Raw genomic sequence first — 21,236 nt, 5'->3', positions numbered from 1 at the left:
ACAGTCCGCCACGCGCGGCACGGCGCGACCGCCTCACAGCGCGGCCGCCACCTCCTTCGCCAGCAGCTCGACGTACGCGGCGGTCCACGCCTCGACCGTCGCCCGGTCCCACAGGTCGCTGGAGTACTCCAGGTAGCCGGAGAGCACGTCCCCCGTCGGAATCAGACCGAAGTTGAACTCCGAACGGGCGCCCGAGACCGCGAGGTCCTCCACCGCCGTGGTCACCCCCGGCAGATCGACCTCCGTCTCCAGCGAGCTCTGGTACTGGAAGCCGAGCGGCAGCCGGTCGGGGACGTCCCTGCCGAGCGCGGCGCTCAGTTCGGCCGCCACGGCGCGGATCGGGGCCGCGTGGTCGATCGCCGCGACGGCGCTGCGCGCCACCTGGTCGACGAGCGGGCCGAAGGCACCTTCGCCGCCGCGCACCCGCAGCGTGAACGAGGAGACCGTGCAGGCGGCGAGCGCCTCGAACTCGCGTCGCTCGCGGTTGGCGTAGGAGATGCCGAGCACCGTGTCGCCCTCCCCCGACACCTCGCCGACCAGACGCGCGAACGCCGCGGCCGTCACCACGAAGGGCGTCGTGCGGTGCCTGCGCGCGAGCGCCTCGACGTCGGCGCGGACCGCCGCGGGGACGGTGAAGAGGACGACGTCGCCCGCGCCGCTCAGCTCGTCGGGGCGCGGCCTGTCGAGCGGCAGCGGCAACGCGAAGGGAGCGCCCGCCAGTTCCTTGGCCCAGTGGTCGACGAGTCGGCCCTTGTCCTGCGTACGGGACTGTTCGCGCTGCCAGCGCGCGTACTCGCCGGGCTGCGGCACGCTCTCCGCGAGGCCGTGCGGCGCACCGGTGACGGCGGCCCGGTACAGCGCCGCGAGCTCGCGCAGCAGGATGCTGACCGACCAGCCGTCGCACGCGGCGTGGTGCAGCACGAAGAGCAGCACCCTGCGGTCGGGCCCGGTGCGCAACAGGCGGAACACCGGGGCGAGTTCGGCCTCGATGTCGAAGGGCGCGGCCGCGGTCTCCGCGCCGATGCGCTCCGCCTCCTCCAGGGCCTCGTCGGCGGCCCCGCAGCGGGCGAGGAGGTCGTCTTCGGGCAGTTCGACGGGCCTCGGCCGCAGCGCCTCCTGCCACCACTCGCCGCCGTCCTCGACGAAGCGCGTGCGCAACGCCTCGTGACGGGCGACGAGTTGACTCAGCGCGATGCGCAGGGCCGGTACGTCGAGGTCGCCGTTGAGAGTGAGCCGCATCGCCACGTTGTAGATCTGCGGGCGGGGGTGGGTGCGGTGGCGGTCGATGAAGGCGCGCTGCTGGGCGGTGAGGGGGGCGCGGCCGAGTACGTCGGCGACGGCGGTCGCCTCACGGGGCACGTCGCCGGACCCCCCACGGGTCACATCACCCGTCACCTCACGGGACACGCCACCGGACGCCTCACGGGGCACGTCGCCGGACCCCCCACGGGACACGCCACCGGACGCCTCACGGGGCACGTCAGCCGTCGCCTCATGAGTCACGTCCCCGGACCCCTCACGGGGCGCGTCGCCGGACGCCTCGCGGATCACGTCACCCATCGCCCCATCTGCCCCACCGGCCGTGCCTTCGTCGCCCCCGCCCAAGAACGCCGCCATCGCGCCCAACGTGGGCTGTTCGTAGAAGCGGGCGATCGGGTACTCCGTGCCGAACTCCTCCCGCACGCTGTTGGCAAGGCGGATCGCCGTGATGGAGTGGCCGCCGAGGTCGAAGAAGGAGGCGTCGGGGGCGATCGACGCGGGGGCCACGCCGAACTCGTCGGCCCACAGCCGCGCGAGGCGTTCCTCGACGTCCGCCGCCCCGGCCGCCGTCGCCGGTTCCGTGCGCTCGGACGGCGCGGCCGCCGTCGCGGTGACCAGGGCCGGTTCCGGCAGGGCCGCCCTGTCCAGCTTTCCGTTGCCGGAGAGCGGGAGCCGGGGCAGGACCGACCAGGCGTGCGGGACCAGGTAGTCGGGCAGCCGCAGGGACAGTTCCGCCGTCAGCCGCTCGGCGAGTTCGCGCTCGCGTCCGGTGGCGGGGGTCGCGGGCACGACGTACGCCGCGAGGTGCGCGTCGCCGCGCCGGTCGCGGCGGGGCAGGACGACCGCGTCCGCCACCCCGGCAAGGCTGTTGAGCGCGCGCGACGCCTCCTCGGGCTCGACCCGGTAGCCGCGGATCTTGACCTGGTCGTCGGCCCTGCCCAGGAACTCCAGGGCACCGTCGTCGAGCCGTCGCACCAGGTCACCGGTGCGGTACAGGCGCCCGCCCGCCGGATCGAGGGGATCGCGTACGAAGCGCTCCCCGGTCAGGTCCGGGCGGCCGAGGTACCCCGTGGCCACGCCGGGACCGCCGACGTACAGCTCCCCCGGCTCCCCCGCGGGGACCTCGCGGGCGTCGGCGTCGAGCACCCGCAGCGTGACGTTGTCGACGGGCCCGCCGATCGGGATCGGGGCCGGGTCGTCCGCGCCGGGCGCCAGAGGCGTGACCGTCTGCGTGGTGCACAGGACGGTCACCTCGGTGGGCCCGTAGACGTTGACGGTCTCGTACGGGGCGGTGCGGCGCGGCCGGGTGCGCAGGACGTCGCCGCCGAGCAACAGGTGGCGCAGCGGCGGCTGTTGGTCGTCGGGGAGGGCGAGGACCGCCTCGCCGAGCGCGGTCGGCAGGATGGTGAAGGTGATCCGCTGCTCGGCGTACCAGCGGGCCAGCAAGGCCGGGTCCCTGCGGACCGCGTCGTCGGCGATGACGACCGTGGCGCCCGCGGTCAGCGCGGGCCAGATCTCCAGGACGGCGGCGTCGAAGCTCTGGCTGCACACGGCGGCGGCACGGTCCTGCGCGCTGAACCCGAAGCGTTCGTGGTGCCATTGGCACAGGTCGGTGATGGCGCGGTGGGGCAGGGCGACGCCCTTGGGGACGCCGGTGCTGCCCGAGGTGTAGATCGCGAGACAGAGGGACTCGGGGTCCCGCTCCGGCGCGGGTCGCGGGCTCGCCCCTTCCGTACGGAGCGGTGTCGCGTGGACGTCGACGGCCTTGGCCCCGGCGGGCAGCGCGGGCACGTCGCCGCGGCCGCCGCCGGTCACCAGGACCCGCGCCCCGCACTCGGCGAGCACGGCCGCTCCCCTGGCCCGGCCGATGGCGGGGTCCAACGGCACATAGCCGTGGCCCGACTTGAGGGTGGCGAGCATGGCGACGACCAGGTCGGCGTGGCGCGGCAGCCACAGCGCGACGGGGACGTCGGCGCCGCCGCCCTCCTCCCGCAGGACGTCCGCGAGCCGCTCGGCCCGCTCGTTCAACTCCCGGTAGGTGAGCTCCACTTCACCGCTGCGGACGGCGGTGCGGTGCGGGGCGGCCTCGGCCCAGCGGGCGGTCAGGACGTCGACGGTGCCGCGCGTGCGCGGCCTGACCGGGCCCGTGCGCCACGCCTCGGGCACGACGGGTTCCGGCGCCGGTGCCGCGACGGGCGTACCGATGTCGCGCACGGCGGCGGCGAGCACGTCGCGGAACGTCCCGAAGAGCGCGTCGACGGTGGCCTCGCCGAAGAGGTCGGTGCAGTACTCCAGGTGGCAGCGGATGCCGTCCGCGCCGTCGGTGAAGTACACGCTGAGGTCGGTCAGCGCCTTGTCGGGGCCCGAGTCGAGCGGTGTGGCGCGGACGTCGGGCAGGTCGAAGACGAAGGGGTCCGCCGTCTCGAACTCGGCGAGGGTCTGGAAGACCGGGGTCCTGTCGATCGCCCGTGCGGGCGCCAGCTCCTTGACGACCGCCTCGAAGGGCACGTCGGCGTGGTCGTAGGCGTCCAGGGCGACGGCGCGCACCCGGTCGAGGAGCGTGCCGAAGTCCGGGTCGCCGGAGAGGTCGAGGCGCAGTGCCAGGGTGTTCACGAAGAAGCCCACCACGTCCTCGTACGCGGGGGTGCGGTCGGACATCGGGGTGCCGATCACCAGGTCGTCCTGCCCGGTGACGCGGTGCAGGGCGGCGGCGTACGCGGCGAGCAGCGTCATGAAGAGGGTGCTGCGCCGCCGCTTGCCCAACTTCCGCACACCCTCGGAGAGTTCGGGATCGAGGGTGCGGAAGAGGGCGCGGCCGTTCGACGAGAGCACGGCGGGGCGGGGGCGGTCGGCGGGCAGGGCGAGGACGGGCAACTCGCCCTCGAGAGCCTTCTTCCAGTACGCCAGGTCCTCGGCGCCCTTCGCGGCGTCGAGCGCGGCGAGCTGCTCGCGGGCGTGGTCGGCGTAGGTACGGGGCAGGGCGGGGAGTTCCGCGGCGGGTGCGCCCGTGAGTTCGGCGCGGTAGAGGGCGGACAGGTCGCGGGCGAGCACGCCTGCCGACACCGCGTCCATCACGATGTGGTGCAGGGACAGGACGAGGACGTGGCGCGCCGCGCCGAGCGTGACCAGTCGCGTGACGAAGAGCGGCCCGCCCGCCAGGTCGAAGCGGCGGGCACTCTCGGCCTTGAGGAGGTCGGCGACGGGGTCACCGGGCCCGGTGCCGTCGACCACCGCGAAGTCCACGTCGCCCGCGTCCCGCGCGAACTGCCGTGGCGCACCGTCCACTTCACGGAAGACGGTCCGCAACTGCTCGTGCCGCGCGGCGAGGGAACGGAGGGCGGCACGCAACGCGGGGACGTCCAGAGCCCCGTCCAACGCGATGGCCTTGACCTCGTTGTACGCGGTGCGCCCGGGGAGCATCCGCTCCAGGAACCAGATGCGCTGCTGGCCCGGGGAGAGGGGGGAGCCGGAGGGGGCGGGGGCGGCGAGTGGCGTGGGGGTTGGGGCCTTCGTTGTTGTTGCCGTGCAGGTGCGGCGCAGTTCGTTCAAGCGGCGCAAGCCGTCTCGCATCGGCGTGGGGGCGACTCCGAAGTCGACCAGGGCCACCACCTCGTCCGCGCCCGCGGCACGCACCCCTTCGACGACGGGCCGCACGCTCTCCGGGCTGCCGATGAGGGCCCGCTGGTCGCAGTACCGGTCGTAGGCGCGGCGGAAGACGACGTCCAGGTCGTCGTCGGACATCGCCGACAGGTCGACCTGGTGGCCCAGGCTGTTGGCGACGCCGCCGAACAGGGACAGCGAGGCCCGCATGTAGCGCGACAGCGGATCGCGCGCCTCGGCGCGGGCCGCCGCGTGGTCGTCGGCGAGGTAGGTGTGCAGCAGCACCGCGACGTGCCCCGCGTCGGGGTCGAGCCCGTGTGCGGCGCGCGTACGGCGGTAGAGCGCGATGTTCTCGCCCAGCTGCTCCACGCCCTGCGTCATGAGGTTGGTGACGATGCCCAGGTCGTGCCGGGCGGCCAGTTCGTAGGAGGCGGGGTTGCCGACCACGGCCGTGTACATGGGCGGTGCGTCCTGGACGGGGCGCGGGAAGAGGTTCAGCTCCGCCTCGCCGTCTCCGGTGGTGCGGCGCACCGGGTCACCGCGCCACAACTGCCGTACCTGCTCGACCTGTTCGTACATCTTCTCCTTGTGGGTGCCGAAGCGCCCGGGGAAGAACACGAAGTCGTTGGCGTGCCACCCGCTCGCGCAGCCGATGCCGATGCGGCCGCCGGAGAGGTTGTCGACCATGGACCACTCTTCGGCGACGCGGATCGGGTCGTGCAGCGGGAGCACCACCGAGCCCGCGTTGATCCGGATGCGCTCCGTCTCCCTGGCGAGCGCGGCGGCCAGCACGGCCGGGTTGGGGAACAGGCCGCCGAAGGAGTGGAAGTGCCGCTCGGGGATCCACACCGAGCGGAAGCCGTTGCGGTCGGCGAACCGGGCGGTCTCCAGGAGGTGGTCGTACTTGCCGTGGCGTGGCGCGCTCTCGTCCTGGGGGTAGTCGCCGAAGAAGTAGACGCCGAAGTCGAGGTTGCGGGTGGGCGGTTGAGGTGCCACCGGGAGAAGCTGTGGCCGTGGCTTCGCCTGCGCCGAAGCGGCGGCGCCGTTCCAGGCCACGGGCTTGGGACGCGGCTCCGGCGCGGGCTCGGCTCGGGGAGCCGGTACGGACGCGGTCCGGGCAACCGGCGCGGAGACCGGCCTGGAGGCAGGGACAGAGGCAGAGGCAGGGGCAGCCTTCTTCCGCGCCCCCCGGAAGAACCCCGCGTCACGCAGCTCCCGCAGGGACCCCCGCACAGCGTCCACGATGAACTCGACGTCCCCGTCAGTGTGTTCCGTGGACAGGAAGAAGTTGCGCCACTCCCACACGTGCACGCCGCGCAGCATGAGGTGGTGGTACAGGAGCTCCATGTCCGCGCGGTGCTCGAAGCGGAACATCGAGCCGAAGTGGCTCATGCTCAGGGCGAATTCCTCGGCCTCGAAGAAGGCGTTGAGCGTACGGGCCAGTTCGTCGGTCCGTGCGTTCAGGCGCTCCTGGAGGCGCGGGCTGTGCTCCTTGAGGTGGGTCAGCACCGCCCGGGCGGCGACCATCGACACCGGGTGCTGGATGTAGGTGCCGCCGAAGAACGTGGTGTCGGCCGCCGGATAGCTGTCGTCACCGTAGTTCCAGTGGCCGCCGTCGATGCCGTCCATGATGTCGGCGCGGCCCGCGATGGCCCCGATGGGGAAGCCGCCGCCGAGCAGCTTGCCGTACGTGGCCAGGTCGGGCGTGACGCCGTAGAGCTCCTGGGCGCCGCGCGGCGCGGGCCTGAAGCCGGTCAGCATCTCGTCGAAGAGCAGCACGATGCCGTGCCGCCGGGTCAGTTCGCGCAGGCGGTGCACGAACTCGGCTGGCTGCAGCGCGGGGTGGCGGCTCTGCACCGGCTCCACGACGACCGCGGCGATCTCCCCGGCCTGCTGCTCGATGACGGCGAGGCTCTCCTCACCGCCGTACGGCAGGACCAGCAGGTCGGCGACGGCGTTGTGCGGGACGCCCGCGGACATCGGGACGGTGGTCAGGCCCTCGCCCCCGGTGCGCGGGGAGCGCCCGAGGACGTTGTCGTTGTGGCCGTGGTAGGCGCCCTCGAAGGTGATGATGCGGGAGCGTCCGGTGGCGGCGCGGGCGAGCCGGATGGCGGCGGAGTTCGCCTCCGTACCGGAGTTGGCGAAGGCGACGCGCTCCATGCCGGTGAGGTCGGCGAGCAGCTCGGCGGCCTCGCCGGTCTCCACGTTGCGCGGGCCGAGCTGGATGCCGCGCGAGAGGTGCTCGCGGACCGCGTCGGCGACGAAGGCGGGCTCGTGGCCGAAGAGCAGTACGCCGAAGCCCATGGTGATGTCGACGTAACGGTTGCCGTCGACGTCCTCCAGCCAGGAGCCGCGCGCCCGCCGCCCCGCGATGGGGTAGAGCATCTCCTTCGTACTGCTGCGGAAGCCGACCGCCGCCCTGCTGTCGGCGAGCACCCGGCGGTAGCGCTGGGCGATCCGCTTCGAGGTGGGCGTCTTGGCGGTGTAGCGGCGCACCAGGTCGTCGAGGTGGGTCCGCTGGGAGTCGGGGGCGCCGCCGCGGACCATGCCGGAGGCGCGGGGCACCTCCAGACGGGGCCCGTGCTGGGCGGGGGCCTGGACGGCCGGTGACCGGTCCTGGTCCTGTGCGCCCATCTGCTCGGCGATGCGTCGCGAGAGGTCGGCCATCGCGGCGAGGTCCTGGTCGACCGCCGCGGAGACGGATTCGGAGACGGTCACCGGTCCGCCCTTCCCGCCGTCTGGGCAGCGAGCAACTGCGAGAGCTGGCCCATCAGTTGGAGCTGCATCTGAGAGAGCTGGTGAACCTGGCGTACGAGGTCCTGGACTTCCTGGCGGGTGGCGTACTCGGGGTACTCGGAAGCCGGGGAAACCCGCGCGGCGACCGGAGCGGGTTCGCGCACGACCGGCGCGGGCTCGGGTTCACGCACGACCGGCGCGGGCTCGGGCGCCCGCACGACCGGCTCGGGCACCACGGGCTCGGTCACGACGGGCGCCCCGCCGCCCCCCGCCTTCTCCACGATGATCACGGCGAGCCCCCGCGCCGTGCCCGCCTCCTCGAAGAGCTCCCGCATCGACACCTTGACCCGGTGCTCCTCCTCCAGCTCGCGGAGCACACCGATCATCTGGAGCGAGTCGGCGCCGAGGTCGAAGAACGAAGCGTCCTCGGCTATCTCGCTCGTGTCGTAGCTGAGGTGCTTCGCGGTCACCTTGACGACGTGCTGGAGCACGCGCTCGACCGCTGCCTCGTCCTGTCCCACTTCGGCCCCATCCCTTGCCCGTTGTGCGGACCGGGGAAGGAAGTTCTCCGGTCCTGTCCAGTAGTCCTTGTGTTGGAATCGGTAGCCGGGCAGGGGGATCCTGCGGCCCGTCCCGGCCAGGAAGGGGCGCCAGTCGACCGGCGCCCCGGCCCGGTACAGGCCCGCGGCCGCGTCCCAGAGCGGGGCGAGCCCGGCGCCGCGCCGCAGGGTCGGCAGCGCCGTGCCGCCCGGCAGCGCCCGCCGCGCGAGGCCGCTGAGCGTGGTGTGCGGACCGATCTCGACCAGCGCGCCCGCCTCGGGGTGCGCCGCGCCCAGCTCGGCGAGCACGTCGGCGAACCGCACGGGCTCGCGCGCCTGCCGTACGAAGTAGTCGGCGTCCGGCAGCCAGCCCCGCTCCCTGGTGCGCCCGTCGAGCCCGCTCACGAACGGCACCTCGCAGGGCCGGAGCCGCACCTCGTCGAAGAGCGCGCGCAGCCCGTCGAGCACCGGGTCCATCAGGGCGGTGTGGAAGGCCTGCCGCACCGGCAGCTCCCTGGCGGGCACGGCACGCGAAGCGAGCAGCTCCGTCAGGCGGGCCATCGCGTCGGCCGGGCCCGCGAGCACCTGGCTGTCGGCCGCGTTGACGACCGCGAGCGTCACCCCTGGCACCTCGGCGGCCAGGTCGCGCGCGGCGTGCTCGTCGAGCGTGACGGCGACCATCGCGCCGGGCGCGCAGTGCCGCCGCATCAGCTCCCCGCGCCGTACGGTCAGGCGCAGCCCGTCCGCGGCGGAGAGCGCCCCCGCCGCGTGCAGCGCCGCGTACTCCCCGACGCTGTGCCCCGCCACCACGCGCGGCGCGATGCCCGCCGCCCGCCACAGGCCGACGAGCGCGCACTGCAGCGCGAAGAGCGCGGGCTGCGCCACCTCGGTGGGCAGGACGTCATCGGTACCGGGCGGGTCGGGCTCGCCGAGCAGCACGTCGAGGAGGCCGGAGCCGTCGCCGGTCAGCGCGCGGTACTGGCGGTCGCAGGCATCCAGGATCTCCCGTACGACGGGGAAGCGCTCGTAGAGCGGGCGTGCCGCGCCCCGGTGGAGGCTGCCCTGTCCGGTGCAGAGGAAGCCGGTGTCGGCGCCGTCCGTGCCGCCGTCGGCGGGGCGTGGCCCTGCGAGCCAGCTGTCGAGGGCGTGGGTGAGCGCGCCCACGGTGTCGCCCCGCAGCGCGACGCGGTGCCTGCGGTGGGCGCGGCCCGTGGCCATCGTCGTCAGGAGGTCCGCGGGATGCGTGCCGGGGTGTGCGCGCAGATGGTCGCGCAGGGCGCGGGCGTTGTCGGCGAGGGCCTCGGCGGTGTGGCCCGCGACCAGCAGGACGCCGGGCGGGCGCGGGGCGTCGGCGGGGCGCGGGGCGGGCTCGGGTGCCTCTTCGAGGACGACGTGGACGTTGGTGCCGCCGACCCCGAACGAGCTGACGCACGCCCTGCGCGGTACGTCGCCCCGTGGCCAGGGTCGCGCGGCGTCGGGGATGTGGAACGGGCTCGCCGCGAGATCGAGCGCGGGGTTGGCGCGGCGGAAGTTGGCCATCGGCGGGATGACGCCGTGCCGCAGCACGAGCAGTGCCTTGATGAGGCTGGCCAGGCCCGAACAGACGTCGAGATGACCGATGTTGGCCTTCACCGAGCCGAGCGCGCAGTAGTTCGTCGCGTCGGTGTCCTGGCGGAACGCGGCGGTGGCGCCGTCGAACTCGATGGGGTCGCCCTTGAAGGTGCCGGTGCCGTGCGTCTCCAGATAGCCGACCGTGGCCGCGTCGACGCCCGCTCTGTCCAGGGCCCGCCGGATGACCGCCCGCTGGCCCTCGGCGCTCGGCGCGGTGAAGGTCCGCTTGCCCGCGCCGTCGTTGTTGGCGGCCGAGCCGCGGATCACGCCGTGGATGTGGTCGCCGTCGGCTACGGCCCTGTCGAGGCGCTTGAGGACGACGGCGGCGACGCCCGTGCCGCCGACGGTGCCGTCCGCGTCGGCGTCGAAGGGCCGCAGCGTGCCGCTCTTGGAGAGGATGGAGCCCTTGACGTACTCGTAGCCGATGACCTGCGGCACGTGTACGGCGGTGGCTCCCGCGACGGCGATGTCACACTCCCCGGTGGCCACGGAACGCGCGGCGAGGTGCACGGCGGTGAGCGAACTGGAGCACGCCGTCTGGACGTTGACCGCGGGTCCGGTGAGGCCGAGGCGGTAGGCGGCGCGGTTGGCGGTGAAGTCGGTGAAGTTGCCGACGGTGACCTGGAGTCCCGCGACCCAGTCCTCCACGCCGCCTCGCAGGACGTTGTTGAGGAGGTACGTCTGGAGGGAGTAGAGGTGGTAGCCGGTGCTGGCGTAGACACCGACCTCGCAGCCGCCGTCGTACGACTGGGCGGTGCCCGCGTACCCGGCGTCCTCCAGGGCGTGGTGCACGCACTCCAGGAAGATCCGGTGCTGCGGATCGGTGATGCGGGCCTCCTGCGCGCTCATCCCGAAGAAGCCCGCGTCGAAGCCCGCGATGTCCTCCAGGACGCCGCTCGCGCCGACGAACTCGGCCGCGCGGTAGCGCTCTTCGGGGATTCCGGCCGCCGCGAGTTCGGCCTCGGTGAAGCGGCGAATGCGGTCGGCGCCGTCGTGGATCGTGCGCCAGTACTCCTCCGAGGTGTCGGCGCCGGGCAGCCGGAAGGACATCCCGACGACGGCCACGGCGTCGCGCGGGGCGGGCGGGTGGTCGCTCATCGGGACTCCTTCTCCGTGGTCTCCGAGGTCTCAGTGGTCTCCGTGCTTTCCACAGGCGCCGCGGCTGCCGCGGACGCGGCCGTACCCCCGCGCCGCTGCCGCACCAGGACCACGAACAGCCCCGCGCACAGCACGATCGCCACGCCGTGCAGCAGACCCACGACGCGCAGCGGCGAGTAGTGGTCCAGGAGCGCGCCGCTGACCAGCATCCCGAGGCCGAAGCCGGTGTTCTCGACGGAGGCGGAGAGGCCGAAGAGCCGCCCGCGCTGCTCGTCGGGGGCCGCCTGGAGCCGGGTGACGTACGCGGTCTCGGTGAGGCCGTCGGCCATCCCCGCCACCAGCGCCGCCACGATCGCCAGGACCGTGGGCAGCCCGGTGAAGACCACGATGAACGCGGCCGACATGACGCACGAACCGATCGCGAAGGCCCGCTCCCCCGGCCCCTGCCACGTGCCGCGCCCGGCGAACCGGCTGCAGACCTGCTGCGCCACGATGTTGCCGATCGCCCACGTCGCCCAGAACTGGCTGATGAACGTGGCCGGATGGGACGGGTCGAGGCCGCTGGAGTAGACGGGCAGGGCGACGTTGTGCGACGACGAGCCGAGCCCGTCGGCGGCCCGCACCACGAGCATGACGGCGAGCACGGGGGCGGCGCGCAGCAGCATGAGCGAGCCGGTACTCGGTCCCCGCCCCGCCGCGTCCCTCCCCGTGCCCTTCTCGGCCGCCGACTCGGCCTTCGCCCGCCGCCCCGCGTTCGTACGGATCGGCAGCGAGAACAGGACACTGGCGGAGACCGCGAAGGTGGCGGCGTCCAGGGCGATGGCCGCGGTGTATCCCAACTGCGCGACCAGGACGCCCGCCGAGGCGAATCCCGCGATCATCGCGAGGGAACGCCCGGTCGCGAGCAGCGCGTTCGCCCGCAGCCGCAGCTCGCCGCCGACGATCTCGGGGATGCTGCTGCGCAGGGCGACGCCCGACAGGGTGGAGCAGAATCCGGTCACGACGGCCAGGACGTAGAGGAGCCCGGCGCGCGCCCCGTCGGGGGCGACCAGCAGGGCCACCATGGCGGCGCCCTGGGTCAGATCCGCGCCGACCATCAGCCGTTTCCGGTCATACGCGGAGACCAGGCGACCGCTGGCCCAGCCGGACACGACACTCGTCAAGAGGCGTACGGCCATGAAGAGCCCCGCGGCGAGCGCGCTGTCGGTCACCTCGTAGATGAAGACGTTCAGGGCGACCATGTTCAGATAACTGCCGTACGCCGAGACGCCGTTGCCGACGACAAGCAGGCGAAAGTGCCGCAAGCGTTCCCCCCTGGTCCGCTGATGGGCTGCCACTCACTGGTCGTGCACGGCCGCCGTCAGCCGAGACCGTCTTCACACTCACTCGCGCCGAACCACACCTAAAGTCCCCCGAATTGGTGACTTGACAACTACGCGAGGGCTCAATAGGTCCGTCTCACGCCTCGGGATGCAGGGTTTCCTTTGTGTTTGCTCGTGACCATGGTTAGATCAAGTCGCGGCCCTGACCGCAGCAGAGTTGAGAGTCCCTCACGGAGGGAAAATGCCAGCACACAGTCGTCCCGAGACCGCACCGGCCCTGTCCCTCAGGGAACGTCAGGTGCTCGCTCATATCGCGGCGGGACTTTCCCACAAGCAAGTGGCCAGGCGCATGGGCATCAGCGTGCACACCGTGAGCACCTATCTGCGGCGCATCAGGAACAAGCGCTCCGCGCCCACCGTGGCGCATCTCATCCGGCTGAGCCTCACCGAGAACTGCGGGCCTCGATGATGCGATAGCCGCTGAATCCCAAGGGCTCGCTCCGTGCGACGAGTTCGAGCCCGGCGCGCCGGAAGAGTTCGTCGAACTCCGCCGCGGTGCGCTCCCTGCCGGGCGTGAGCACCATCAGGGTGAGGTCGCTCACCGCGAGGAACGGATCGGTGCCCGCGTCCACGACCGGGGGTGCCACGATCTCCACGACCATGATCCGTCCGGTGTCGCTCATCGCATCGCGGCAGTTGCGCAGCAGGTCCACGCAGCGGTCGTCGTCCCAGTCGTGCAGCACGCTCTTGATCACATAGCGGTCGGCACCCGCGGGCACGGACGCGAAGAAGTCGCCCGCCACGACGTCGCACCGCTCCCCCAGGCCCGCCCGCGCGAGCCGGTCCCCGGCGCCCGCGACGCCCTGCGCGGTGTCGGCGAGCACGCCCCGCAGGTGCGGGTGCCGGGTGAGCAGTCCGGTCAGCAGGGTGCCGTCGCCGCCGCCCACGTCCACGACGGTGGCGACGCCCGAGAAGTCGTACGCCTCCGCGACCGCCCATGCCTCCGCCTGCGCGCTGACCGCCATCGCCGCGTGGAACTCCGCCCCCAGCCGCGGGTGCTGCTCGAAGTACGCGAAGACGGACCCGCCGGTCACCGTCTCGATGGAGGGCCGTCCCGTACGCACCGCGTCCAGGAGACCGCCCCAGGCGGCCCAGATGCCCTCGTCGAAGTAGGGCAGGAGCATGGGCCGCAACGAGTGCGGCACGTCCTCGCGGAGCAGCTGCCCGGCGGGCGCGAGGCGGAAGCCGCCCTCGTCGGTCTCGGTCACGACGCCCAGCGAGGCGAGGCCGCGCAGCACCCGGCGCAGCGCCTGCGCCTGGACGCCCGCCTCCCCGGCCAGGTCGGCCGCGGTCCGGGTGCGCTCGGCGAGCAGGTCGGGCAGGCGCAGGCGCACCGCGACGTGGATCATCTGCGCGGGTACGAAGCCGAAGGCGAGCCGGTAGAGGTGCGCGGCGGCGCCGGGGTCGAAGGGGGTCGGGTGTTCCGTGGGCGTGGACGTGTGGGCCGTGGTCATTCTGCGCTCGCTTCTTCGGGTCGGGTGTCGGGACGGGCTTCGGGACGGCCTTCGGAGCCGCCTTCGGAGCCGCCTTCTGGACGGAACGACACCGGCAGGCGCGTCAGACCGCAGAGGATGCTGATCTGTCGCCAACGCAGCTCCGAGGGCGGCACGTCGAGGGCGAGTCCGGGCAGCCGCGCGAAGAGCGCCGTGAACGCGCACGACGCGAGGGCGCGGGCCAGGGGCGCGCCGAGGCAGAAGTGGATGCCGTGTCCGAAGGCGAGGTGGGGGTTGGGCGCGCGCCGGATGTCGAAGCGGTCAGGACCCGCGCCGCCGCCCTGTTCTCCCCCGAAGGCATCCGGGTCCCGGTTGGCCAGGGACAGGCCGACGTTCACCACGGACCCCTTGGGGATGAGCGTCCCGCCGAGCTCCACGTCCTCGACGGCGACCCGCAGCGAGGACTGTCCCGCGGATCCCTCGAAGCGCAGCAGTTCCTCGACCGCGCCGGGCAGCAGCGCCGGTTCCTCGCGCAGCTCACGGAACTGGTCGGGGTGGGCGAAGAGCGTGAGCAGGCCGTTGCCGATGAGGTTGGTGGTGGTCTCGTGGCCCGCGACGAGGACCAGCATGGCGAGGCCCACGAGTTCCTCGTCGCTGAGTCCGCCGCCCTCCTGTGCCACGAGCAGCGCGCTCAGCAGGTCGGGCTGTCCGTCCGGCGGTACGTCGTGCCGTACCCCTGCCCGCTTCTCCTCGACGAGCCCGCCGAAGTACGCCCGCAGCCTGCGCGAACGCTCGTCGCGGGTGCGCGGCCCGGTCTCCACGGAGAGGGTGCGCGAGGCCCAGGTGCGGAACGCCGCGCGGTCGCCGATGGGGATGCCGAGGAGTTCGCTGATGACGAGGACGGGCAGCGGGAAGGCGAAGTCGGCGATCAGGTCCGCGTGTCCGGCGGGCGTCACGGCGTCGAGCAGCTCCGCGACGGTGCGCTCGATGCGAGGTTCGAGGGCGGCGATCCTGCGCCTGGTGAACCCGTGCGAGACCAGTCCGCGCAGCCTGGTGTGGGCGGGCGGATCGTCGTTGGCCATCGGTGAGTACGCGACGGCGGCGCCGGACGCGTGGCCGAGGCGGCGCGGGTCGTTGGAGAGCCGCGGGTCGCGCAGCGCCCGGCGCGCCTCGGCGTGGCCCGACACCAGGAAGTAGGTGAAGCCGCTCTCCTCGCGGACGAGCCTGACGGGTGGCTCGGCGCGGATGACGCGGTGCGTCTCCTCGGGCCGCGTGAGCAGGACGTAGGGGCTGAATCCGGCCAACGGTTCGGACCGCGACTGAACCGGCATCCGCATCTCCTGATCTGTCTCTCCTGGTCCCGGGCGACCGGCCCACCCTCGCACCGGGCGCGGCCCGTGTCGTCCGTCTGGAACGGCGGATCGCCTCTCCGACCGGAGGCTGAGACGGGCGGGCGGTCTCCGCCCCGGCGAGCGGTGCCGACGTCCGATAAAGAATGAATAGCGGCCGCGAGTTGAATGCTGATACAGCGGTGTGAGCGCGACCGATGTGTGGCGGGACTCACTCGGCGCAGGAAGATCAACGATCACAAGTGCGCCGGGAGTTGCCCGTCAGTAAAGAGGTTGAGCAATCTGGACCAGCCCCGGTCAGTCGAGTACTGTACTGATCACTCTCGTGGTCCAGACCAGTCAACGCGAGTTCGGCTGAGTTCAGCTGAGTTCGGATGAGTTCGGGCGAGTTCGGACGGGTCCACACCCACGAAGACCTCAATTTCATCCGCCGTTCAACGGCGGTGAATACTGCGTAAAAGCGCGGCCAGAAAGCTGTGAACAATCAGGCGGGGGACAGCCTATGCGTCAAATAGCTCCTGTTAATTGTATCCGGATTGCCGTTTGCGACTCGCGCCATCTGGCGCGGGCGGGACTCATCGGAGTCCTTGCGCGAGAGCCCGACATCTCCGTGGTGGCGGAGGTCTGGGACGCGGCGGACGTGGCGGGAACCCTGCGGACGGAACGGCCCGACGTGGTGGTGGTCAGCCATGATCCACTCGTCATGGACGGCATCGCGGTGGCCGAAGCGCTCGGCTCCTGCCCGGAGTTGGCGTCCTTGGGCGCGGGCGTCCTGATGCTCTGCGACTCCCTGGAGCACGACGAGCTGCTCTCGGCGCTCCGGGGTGGTGTGCGCGGGGTGCTTCCGGTGAACGGCGACCCCTACACGCTCGCCGCCGCCATCCGTGAGATCGCCGCGGGCGCCATGCTCCTCAAGTCGCCGACGGCCGTGGGCCTCATCAACCGCCTGGTCAGCCGGTCGCCCGGCGTCACGGTGGTGCCGGGCTCGCATCTGGCCAGGCTCACCCACCGCGAGCGCGACGTGCTGTCCCTGGTGGCCAACGGGCACTCCAACTGCGAGATCGCCCAGAAGCTGACCCTCAGCGAGGCGACCGTCAAGTCGCACCTCTACCACCTCTGCCAGAAGCTCGGCCTGCGCGACCGCGCCCAGGCCGTCATCCTCGCCTACGAGACGGGGCTCGTCCGAGCCTGCCCCGCGGCCTGACCCACCCGCCCCGGCCGGGTTCACGCCGGGGAGAACTGGGCCGCGTCGACATGGCTCACCGCCACCGACAGGAACGCCCGCGTGGAACCCGGGTCGCTCGCGATCCACCGCAGGAATCCCCTTCTCTCGTCGGTCACTTGGAGCCCCGCGCTGTCCAGAGCCATCTGGTAGCGGGGCTCCATCAACCGGTCGCGGGCCGCCGCGTAGCCGCGCAGCGCCGCGTCGAGGGTCGCCGTGTCGCGGTCCAGCCCCGGCCCCACCGCGTCGGCCAGCGCCGCCGCCTGCTCGAAGGCGTCGCTGATGCCGGTCCCGGTGATCGAGTCCTTGTGGCAGCCCGCGTCGCCCACGAGCACCCAGCCGGGCCCCGTGGCCTGCCGGAAGAAGTTGAACTGACTGCCGGTGCCGCGCAGCCGCTCCACACGGTGCGCGCCGGCGGCCCGTTCGGCCAGGTCCGGTGCCGTGCTGCGCAGGGCCTCCTCGTACGCGAGGTGCGGGTCCCTGCGTACGTCGGGGAACTCCGCCTGCGGGAAGTAGGCGGCGACCAGGGTGAGTTCGTCGTGCGTCGGCACCACGCCGATCAGTCTGCCCGTCCGCTCATGGACCTCGAACTGCGCGGGCAGCCCCGCCCAGTAGCCGTAGTACACGCAGGTCATCGGGGCGTCCTCGCGCTCCGTGCGGGCCCCCACGAGCCGGGCCACCGTGGAGCGCATCCCGTCGGCGCCGACCACCAGGCGGGCCCCGATCTCCTGGGTGGCACCGCCCTCGGTGCGGCAGGTGACCCCGGTGACGCGACCGTCATCGCCGGTCAGCACCCCGGTGACCGTACAGCCGTCCCTGAACTCCGCGCCCGACGCGAGGGCCGCGTCGGCGACCAGCCCGTCCAAGACGTAGCGACGCGGCGCGTACACGGCGTCGATGCCCTCCTCCACCGGGACGGGACCTTCGAGTCTGAGCTCGCCCTCCAGCGCGTACGAGATGTGCCGCACCGGCGGGCACCCCCCGGCCTTCAGCGGCCCCAACAGACCCCACCGGTCGAGCAGGCGCAGGCCCGGACGGTGGATGTGCTGGGTGGAGAGCGTGTCGCTGGGGAACCTGGCGCGGTCGAGCAGCAGCACGCGGTGGCCCGCCCTGGCAAGCAGCATCGCCGTCGCGGCACCCGCGCTCCGCGCGCCGACGACCACCACGTCGTAAGACTCCATCAGTCGCTGTCCCTCTCACTCGTGATCGTGCCCCGCAGGGGCAGCTGCGGATCGGTCCTGTCGGGGGCCGCGCGCCCCACCGTCACCAGGACGAGCGGCGTCAGCGGCGCGGGCAGCGCGAGGGCGTCCGCGATGCCCGTCAGGTCGAAGTCGCAGTGCACGTGGCTGTCGAGCCCCGCGGCGGCCGCGGCGAGGGCGACGCGCTGCACGGCCGTGCCCGCGGCGATGTTGAGCATGCGGTACCACCGGTCGCCGTAGGCGACGATCCCGCCGCGCGGATCACCGCAGACCACCAGGCTCGCGGTCGCGGTACGGCACTCGTCGGCCAGCATCGGACTCTTGGCCGCGTACAGCACGGCCCGCGCCGCGTCGACCCCCCGGGTGGCCACCAGCGCATGCGCCCCACGCTCGTAGAGGTACGCCCCCGTGGGCACGCCCGGCACGCCGCGCACCACCCCGGCGATCCACACCGAATCCCTGCCGCCGGACGGCGCGGGCGGCAGATCGGAGCGCACGGGCGCGGTGGCGGTGGCGAACAGGGAGGCGAGGACTTCGGGGGGCACGGGGGCGGGTCGGTAGCCGTAGACGGTACGGCGCCGGGTGAATCCGCTGGCGGGGGCGGGGTCTACGGGGGCAAGGGGATGGCGGGGGCGGGGGTCGGGAGGTCCGGGGAGGCGGGGCCGGGAATCGCGGGATCTCCGGTCGCAGCGCCCGGTCCCGGCATTGCCCCGGCGCCGACTGCAGGCCGGACGGCCGCGTCCGCGACGGCAGGGGCGGCGGGGTGTACGGGCGACAGGGAGATGGCCGGGGCGGCGGGGCTCAGTCCCGACTCTGCCCCGGCGCCGACCGCAAGCCCGCCGAGAATGGCCTCCTGCACCGCAGCCGCGTCCGCGACCGCAGGGGCAGCGACCGGGAGGCCCGGGGCCGCAGCGCCCGGTCCCGGCATTGCCCCGGTGCCGACTGCAGGCCGGACGGCCGCGTCCGCGACGGCAGGGGCGGCGGGGTGTACGGGCGACAGGGAGATGGCCGAGGCGGCGGGGCTCAGTCCCGACTCTGCCCCGGCGCCGACCGCAAGCCCGCCGAGAATGGCCTCCTGCACCGCAGCCGCGTCCGCGACCGCAGGGGCAGCGACCGGGAGGCCCGGGGCCGCAGCGCCCGGTCCCGGCATTGCCCCGGTGCCGACCGCAGGCCGGACGGCCGCGTCCGCGACGGCAGGGGCGGCGGGGTGTACGGGCGACAGGGAGATGGCCGAGGCGGCGGGGCTCAGTCCCGACTCTGCCCCGGCGCCGACCGCAAGCCCGTCGAGGATGGCCTCGTGCAGCGCGGCCGCGTCCTCTACGGCGGGGATGCCTGTCAGCGGCCGGGGCGTGGGGCGCTCCGCGGGGATGCCGGTCCGCCACCATGACGCCACCGGCGACGTGGGTGCCACCGCAGGCTCGGGCGACGTCTCAGGTTCGGGTGACGCCACCCGTGCCTTCTGACCCGCCCCGCCCCCGGCCCCCCGCACCGTGACCACCGCGAACACGCTCTCCGCCAGTGCGTCCAGGCCCAGCTGTCGGGCCAACTCCCGGTCCTGGAACCGCAGATGCACCTCTGCCGTCAGCCCCGTGCTCTCGGCGGCCGCCACTACCTGAGCCACCGCGACGCCGCAGTCCAGGCTCTGGAGGCGGTAGCCGAACGAGCCGTACTTCGCGGAGTTCCGCCACAGGACGCTGCTCAGCAGGAGCACGAACTCCGGGCGTGCGGAGGGTGGTTCGGCAAGGTGCGTGAGCAGTAGGTCCCGGCCCTCGCCGTCCCTGAGCCGCTCCAGCGCGTGGTGCGCCGGGTCGTAGTGGGAGAGCCCCGCGGCCGTGCCGTCCACGGCGGAATGGGCGACGTACAGCTCGACGGGATAGCGGGATCCGGAGGCCGCGCCGGGGCGTCCCGGCGCGAGGATCACCCGCCGTTCGCGCGCCGCTTCCGTGGCCGCGGTGGCGAGTCCCGTCGGCATGATGCCGCTCATCCACCGCATCCGGGTGAGCCCGCCCGTCTGCCTCAGCAGCCAGGAGAGCCGCTCCCCCGAGGTGTCTCCCGGCGTCTCGCCCGGCGTGGTCAGCGGGTGGCGCGGGGCGGCCGGGTAGCTCTTGTAGAGCGGCGGCATCAGGCCCGTGTCCGCGGTGGGCAGCGCGTCGGGCGGCAGGTGTCCGGTGCCGAGGAAGCGGAGCGCGGCGGCGCCGACGGCAGGTTCGGTCGTGGCGGGTGCGGTCACTGGTGGGCCCCTTCCGGGTGCGGGCTACCCGCGAGGGTCTGGCCGGGTACGGGCAGCAGGCAGCGTTCGTCGGGCCCGGGGGCGCCGAGCGCTATCTGGAACAGCGGCTCATGCCCCTCGGGCAGGGCGAGGGCGCGGGACAGGACGGCCGCGTCGTAGCCGTTGTGGATGCGCGCGGCGAGCCCTTCGGCGGCGCCCAGCACGCACGCGCGCTGAGCGAGCACGCCCGCCTCGTGGTGGAGGACCCTGAACCCCCGGTCACCGAAGGCCAGTTGGGCGGCCTCGCGCGGGCCCGAGAGGAAGAGCACCGCGGGCACGGACCGGTAGTCGATGTTGGGCGCGGCCACCCCGAGCCGCTCCAGCGGAAGATCCCCGAGGTGCACGGGCCCGTCCGGTGTCAGCTCGTGGACACCGGCCCGCATGCCGTCGACGCGGGAGGTCCACAGGTGGGCCCGGACGGGGGACGGCGTGCCGTGCGGCCGCGCGTCCGACACGTACGCGTACGGCAGGCGGTCGGTGATCCGGCGCACCGTCTCCGCCGGGACCGGCGGCCCCGCCACGCGGAACACGAGGCTGCCGGACGTGCGGTCGCGCAGGACGGCGGCGAGATCCACCGGCGGCGCGGACGGCACCGCGCCCGCGCCCTCCCGGGCGGGCAGCTCGCCGAACGCGGCCGTGTCGGCGAGCCGCGCCGAGCGGTCCAACTCGACCAGATCGGGGCAGAGTTCGAGCCCGTGCCCCGGCGAAGGCGCGGGGCGTTCGACGGGCGCGGGTACCGCGAGCTCCGCCTCGGCGACCGGTGCGGACCTGCGGCGCGAGGAACCGCCCCGCGCGTACAGGGGCAGGGCGAGGGCGACGCTCTCCTGCGGCGGGCGTACGCCGATGAGCCGTTCCAGGACCCCGTCGAGGAACTGGTGGTGCACCTGCCCCCGCACGCCCAGCGCTTCGGCGACGAGGAGCGCGTTCCCCGCGACGAGTCCGGTCTCCTGCGCGCACAGGCGGTACGCGTAGTCGCCGTACCGAAAGGCGGTCCGCCAGAAGACCGTGGACAGGAACAGCACGCCGACGGCGCCGTCGAGGTGCGCCCCGAGCGCCGCGCCGACGACCTCGTCGAAGTCGCCGGACCTGAGCCGCACCAGGGCGTGGTGCGCCGGGTCGTGGGCGTAGATCCCCGCGGGCAGACCGTCGTGTCCGGGTGTCCACAGCGTGATGTCGACGGGTGCGAAGCAGCGGGCGGACGGGGTCGCGCGGTGGTAGGGCCAGCGCGCGGTCGGGCCGAACTCGGTGCGGAGCACGCCGTTGGTGTAGTGGAGCAGCGCCGAGTGGAAGGCGGCGCTCGGCACCTGCTCCGAGGGGGCCAGCGCGGCCGGCGGCGCGGGCAGCGGGAAGCGGGGCAGGGCCCCGAACCGCCGGAACCGCTCCGGTTCCTGGGGACCGCCCTCCCTGCCGCCCGGCGCCTCGGCGGTCATGGCCGCGTAGTCGTACAGCGAACGCCGCCAGAAGCGCTCGCCGGGCGTCGCACCCGCCGCCCGGTCCCGGGCGAGGGTCATCGCGGGACTCATCGCGGGACCGCTCAC

10 protein-coding genes and 1 pseudogene are annotated in these 21,236 nt (G+C 73.4%); 2 read left to right on the top strand and 9 right to left on the bottom strand.

All coding sequences use genetic code 11. From position 1 onward, the window contains the following. Nucleotides 1-33 precede the first annotated feature (33 nt). The 3 genes from CP970_RS30860 to CP970_RS30850 are packed head-to-tail and all read right to left on the bottom strand — an operon-like array spanning nucleotide 34 to nucleotide 12,148. On the bottom strand, nucleotides 34-7,578 hold the full coding sequence (locus CP970_RS30860; protein WP_191094974.1) for a non-ribosomal peptide synthetase: 7,545 nt from the start codon (nucleotides 7,576-7,578) through the stop codon (nucleotides 34-36). Continuing rightward, complete coding sequence (locus CP970_RS30855) at nucleotides 7,575-10,844, bottom strand: type I polyketide synthase (protein WP_055555827.1); 3,270 nt, start codon at nucleotides 10,842-10,844, stop codon at nucleotides 7,575-7,577. Before CP970_RS30855 ends, CP970_RS30860 begins: the two co-directional genes overlap by 4 nt. Beyond that, nucleotides 10,841-12,148: an MFS transporter gene (locus tag CP970_RS30850; RefSeq protein WP_079044018.1), complete on the bottom strand. Its 1,308-nt coding sequence runs from the start codon at nucleotides 12,146-12,148 to the stop codon at nucleotides 10,841-10,843. The genes CP970_RS30855 and CP970_RS30850 overlap by 4 nt, the downstream gene beginning before the upstream one ends. A gap of 259 nt (nucleotides 12,149-12,407) precedes the next feature. On the opposite strand from CP970_RS30850, the gene CP970_RS30845 reads away from it, so the two are divergent. Beyond that, on the top strand, nucleotides 12,408-12,635 hold the full coding sequence (locus CP970_RS30845) for a response regulator transcription factor (protein ID WP_079044019.1): 228 nt from the start codon (nucleotides 12,408-12,410) through the stop codon (nucleotides 12,633-12,635). Here CP970_RS30845 and CP970_RS30840 read toward each other — a convergent pair. Further along, nucleotides 12,610-13,680 carry a methyltransferase gene (locus CP970_RS30840; protein ID WP_055555829.1) on the bottom strand — a complete coding sequence of 357 codons (1,071 nt, stop codon included), beginning with the start codon at nucleotides 13,678-13,680 and terminating at the stop codon, nucleotides 12,610-12,612. The two genes, CP970_RS30845 and CP970_RS30840, sit on opposite strands and share 26 nt — an antisense overlap. Then, nucleotides 13,677-14,990: a cytochrome P450 family protein gene (locus tag CP970_RS30835; RefSeq protein WP_055555831.1), complete on the bottom strand. Its 1,314-nt coding sequence runs from the start codon at nucleotides 14,988-14,990 to the stop codon at nucleotides 13,677-13,679. The genes CP970_RS30840 and CP970_RS30835 overlap by 4 nt, the downstream gene beginning before the upstream one ends. 631 nt (nucleotides 14,991-15,621) lie before the next feature. On the opposite strand from CP970_RS30835, the gene CP970_RS30830 reads away from it, so the two are divergent. After that, nucleotides 15,622-16,212 carry a LuxR C-terminal-related transcriptional regulator gene (locus tag CP970_RS30830; RefSeq protein WP_055555833.1) on the top strand — a complete coding sequence of 197 codons (591 nt, stop codon included), beginning with the start codon at nucleotides 15,622-15,624 and terminating at the stop codon, nucleotides 16,210-16,212. Between the two features lie 20 nt (nucleotides 16,213-16,232). Here CP970_RS30830 and CP970_RS30825 read toward each other — a convergent pair whose 3' ends face one another. The 4 genes and pseudogenes from CP970_RS30825 to CP970_RS30810 all read right to left on the bottom strand — a co-directional run bounded on the left by CP970_RS30825 (nucleotide 16,233) and on the right by CP970_RS30810 (nucleotide 21,236). Continuing rightward, on the bottom strand, nucleotides 16,233-17,411 hold the full coding sequence (locus CP970_RS30825; RefSeq protein ID WP_055555835.1) for an NAD(P)/FAD-dependent oxidoreductase: 1,179 nt from the start codon (nucleotides 17,409-17,411) through the stop codon (nucleotides 16,233-16,235). Further along, nucleotides 17,411-17,998, bottom strand: a pseudogene (locus tag CP970_RS30820) (nitroreductase family protein); the annotation flags it as partial. The pseudogene CP970_RS30820 and the gene CP970_RS30825, both read right to left, overlap by 1 nt. Nucleotides 17,999-18,036: 38 nt before the next feature. Beyond that, entirely contained in the window at nucleotides 18,037-19,659 is a 1,623-nt protein-coding gene (locus CP970_RS30815) for a SagB family peptide dehydrogenase (RefSeq protein ID WP_150494225.1), read from the bottom strand. Further along, the gene (locus CP970_RS30810; RefSeq protein ID WP_150494223.1) at nucleotides 19,656-21,236 is read right to left on the bottom strand and encodes a nitroreductase family protein; all 1,581 of its coding nucleotides are present in this window, start codon (nucleotides 21,234-21,236) and stop codon (nucleotides 19,656-19,658) included. Before CP970_RS30810 ends, CP970_RS30815 begins: the two co-directional genes overlap by 4 nt.

Source organism: Streptomyces kanamyceticus (assembly GCF_008704495.1).
GTDB lineage: Bacteria > Actinomycetota > Actinomycetes > Streptomycetales > Streptomycetaceae > Streptomyces > Streptomyces kanamyceticus.
This window is presented reverse-complemented; position numbering and strand designations above follow the sequence as displayed.

Bases quoted from the DNA above. Each gene is read 5' to 3' on its own strand.
- CP970_RS30835 (WP_055555831.1), bottom strand. From the start codon at position 14,990: ATGCCGGTTCAGTCGCGGTCCGAACCGTTGGCCGGATTCAGCCCCTAC.
- CP970_RS30855 (WP_055555827.1), bottom strand. From the start codon at position 10,844: ATGAGCGACCACCCGCCCGCCCCGCGCGACGCCGTGGCCGTCGTCGGG.
- CP970_RS30845 (WP_079044019.1), top strand. From the start codon at position 12,408: ATGCCAGCACACAGTCGTCCCGAGACCGCACCGGCCCTGTCCCTCAGG.
- CP970_RS30825 (WP_055555835.1), bottom strand. From the start codon at position 17,411: ATGGAGTCTTACGACGTGGTGGTCGTCGGCGCGCGGAGCGCGGGTGCC.
- CP970_RS30840 (WP_055555829.1), bottom strand. From the start codon at position 13,680: ATGACCACGGCCCACACGTCCACGCCCACGGAACACCCGACCCCCTTC.